This is a genomic window from Ureibacillus galli (assembly GCF_014836845.1).
In the GTDB taxonomy this organism is placed as follows: Bacteria; Bacillota; Bacilli; order Bacillales_A; family Planococcaceae; genus Ureibacillus; species Ureibacillus galli.
This window is the reverse complement of record NZ_JACSQA010000062.1, coordinates 1-2,520: the sequence shown is the minus strand read 5'-3', so window position 1 is coordinate 2,520 and position 2,520 is coordinate 1. Positions and strand designations below refer to the sequence as shown.

Annotated in this window: 3 protein-coding genes; 1 reads left to right on the top strand and 2 read right to left on the bottom strand. The window is 35.8% G+C overall.

Annotated features, from left to right (window positions below; genetic code table 11):
• Window positions 1–111: 111 nt before the first annotated feature.
• Window positions 112–759 carry a spore germination lipoprotein GerD gene (gene gerD, locus H9636_RS18840; RefSeq protein ID WP_318241054.1) on the bottom strand — a complete coding sequence of 216 codons (648 nt, stop codon included), beginning with the start codon at window positions 757–759 and terminating at the stop codon, window positions 112–114.
• Between the two features lie 149 nt (window positions 760–908).
• Between gerD and H9636_RS18835 the strand changes: the two genes are divergently transcribed.
• Window positions 909–1,595, top strand: coding sequence for a KinB-signaling pathway activation protein (locus H9636_RS18835; RefSeq protein WP_191709084.1), 687 nt, complete (start codon window positions 909–911; stop codon window positions 1,593–1,595).
• A 55-nt stretch (window positions 1,596–1,650) separates the two neighbouring features.
• Here H9636_RS18835 and H9636_RS18830 read toward each other — a convergent pair whose 3' ends face one another.
• Window positions 1,651–2,304 carry a hypothetical protein gene (locus H9636_RS18830; RefSeq protein ID WP_191709083.1) on the bottom strand — a complete coding sequence of 218 codons (654 nt, stop codon included), beginning with the start codon at window positions 2,302–2,304 and terminating at the stop codon, window positions 1,651–1,653.
• Window positions 2,305–2,520: the final 216 nt, after the last annotated feature.

Below are 2,520 nucleotides of genomic sequence, written 5' to 3'. Positions count from 1 at the left end.
ATACCCGAAAAACGTTCAAAATTACAAAAGGCCTTCAGAATGTGACCATTCTGAAGGCCTTTTGTCGACAATCTGAGCGGATTGCTTTCATGCAATCCGCTTTTATTTATATTAAGAACCACCGCCGCCGGATTGACCGCCGCCTCCAGCTCCTTCTTTCTCTTCACCGCCGCCACCACCGCCGGATTCGCCACCGCCGCCGCCGGATTCACCACCACCAGCTCCAGCCGCTTCACCGCTTTTCTTAATTAGTTCCTGCCACTTTGTTTGCAACATTGGATTTTCAATTGTTTCCATCACGACTTCTTCCATTTGTTTACGAAGCGCGGCACTTTTCAAAACAGTTTCAAGTTCCTTTTGCATTTCAGCTTGGCCAAAAAATGAAATTAAATCTTCCTGATAGGCTGAATCCTTTATTAACTGCTTCATAATATCGGTTTGCTGTTCCTTCATACTGTTGGCAAGATTTTCTTTGAAGGAAGGATCTTCAAATATTTTTTTCCAGAAATCCTGTGCCTCTGGAGAGAGTAGCGTATCGTTAATTGCTGTTTGAACTTCTTCGTGTTCAAGAACAACAAGATCGCGGAAACTTGGGTCTTCTAAAAGTTGGCGAATTGCCTTCTTTCCATCTTCCGTTTGAATCGAGTCCATCATAATTTTTTTAATTTCTTCATAAGAAAGGGTCGGATTATTAGTAGCGTCATTACAGCTGGCAAGCAGTATCACAATGAACAAAACAGAAAGTAAACGGTTGAACACTTTTATCAGTCCTTTCTCTAAAGGCTCTTCTTTTCATTATTGTTCACAATCCTACGCATAATATGTATAGGATTGTGACAACGATAGCTTTTTTCAGATGGCATTGTTAAAATATAAAAGTATATCGAAAAAATGGGGGACGTTAAGTCGTGACAATAAGAAATTGGGTTAAGTTTTTCTTCATGTGCATGGTAATTGGTGGTGTTGTTACTGGCATTGCTGGAATCATCATTCGGTGGAACTTTTTCCAGCCGTATTTAACAGCCGGTGAAATCGGTGAATTTTTTGCTGCTTTCGGGTGGATGATACTATTAGGATGTACAATGAGTGTGATTGCACAAGCGGGATTTTTTGCATATTTAACCTTACACCAAGTAGGAGTGGGAATTTTCCGTACATTAACTTTATGGAATTGGGTACAAATGCTCATTATTGTCATTCTTTTAGTGGATTTAGTTGTATTTCGTTTTGCTCCTGAGGCAGAAAATACTAAAGATTGGTTATTTTATGGCGGGTTATTAATTTTCTTACTTTTCGGTGCGATAGCAACAGCGATTAAAAAAATCCAATTAACGGGGAAAAAGCATGTATTAGTTTCATCCCTTTTCTTTATGATTGTTGTAACTTCATTAGAATGGATAATTGCTCTAATGGGTCGTCAAGGGAATATTGATACATATGTTGGTTTATTATTGTTCCCATTAGTAGCGGTTAATGCATACCAATTATTGGTGTTGCCAAAATACAACGCTAAGTCTGATGAAGATCGCAAAAAGTTAGAGGAACGTAAAAAGGCAAGAAAAGTGGCAGCACAACAAAAATCCTCGAATGCATAAGTTAAACGGATAAGAAAAAGGCTAAATCCACCAAATGATGGACTTAGCCTTTTCTTTATTCAGGCATTTTTTTAGTTTTTATCGTATAACCAAAAACATTTTCTTCTATAGAAATAAATTTTTCCGATTCAATAAGTTTTGAATATTCTTCAAAGTTTGGTTTGGATTTTTCGTGTAATTTTAACGTCATAATTTGTCCATTTGCTTTCTTGTAAGTTTCTTTAGAATAAATGCTAGAAGGAGAAAGTAAATTAATTTCTTCTTTATAAACTGTTTGTTTTAATTTTTCCGGAAATTCATAATCGGTTGTCATAAACCAAAGTGGCTTATTTTTAAAATACTTCTCGTAAATTTTTAAATCTTTTTTAAAGTGGTCAATGGAGTAACTTTCTTTTGCACCTTTACCGCCGAGTAGTCCAGTAGGGATATTGTTTTTTCTTATAAGCTCTACAATTTTAGGTGAACGTGCTATCCAATCAGCATCTAACATTAACAGTGGGTAAGGTTGCTTTAAAGTTTGTAGCCACTCTTGAAATCCTTCATGGGAAAAGGAAACTTCCACAATTAATGATTGTCCATAATTTCCTTTTGAAATGACCAATGGATCTTCTGTTATACGGAAAACTGAAATGATGGAATCTCTTTGAGGGTAAACAAATAATGTTGCAATCACCACTAAAGTTACTGTTACCAACAGTTTGCGAATCATGAATCTTCCCCTTTTTAGCAAAATTTTAATCATGAAAATAGTGTCTTATAAAAAACTTATGAAATAGTGTTGACTTTCATGAATAAATGGGTGTATTATAGAAAAGTCGCCACAAGATAACGCGGTGATGCAACACGAAATGAACCTTGAAAACTGAACAACAAAACGTTAATGAATATAGTTTTAACTTAATTGTTGAAACAAAATTTTGGACAT

Excerpts from the sequence above, each read along its gene's own strand:
- H9636_RS18830 (WP_191709083.1), bottom strand. The coding sequence starts at position 2,304 with ATGATTCGCAAACTGTTGGTAACAGTAACTTTAGTGGTGATTGCAACA.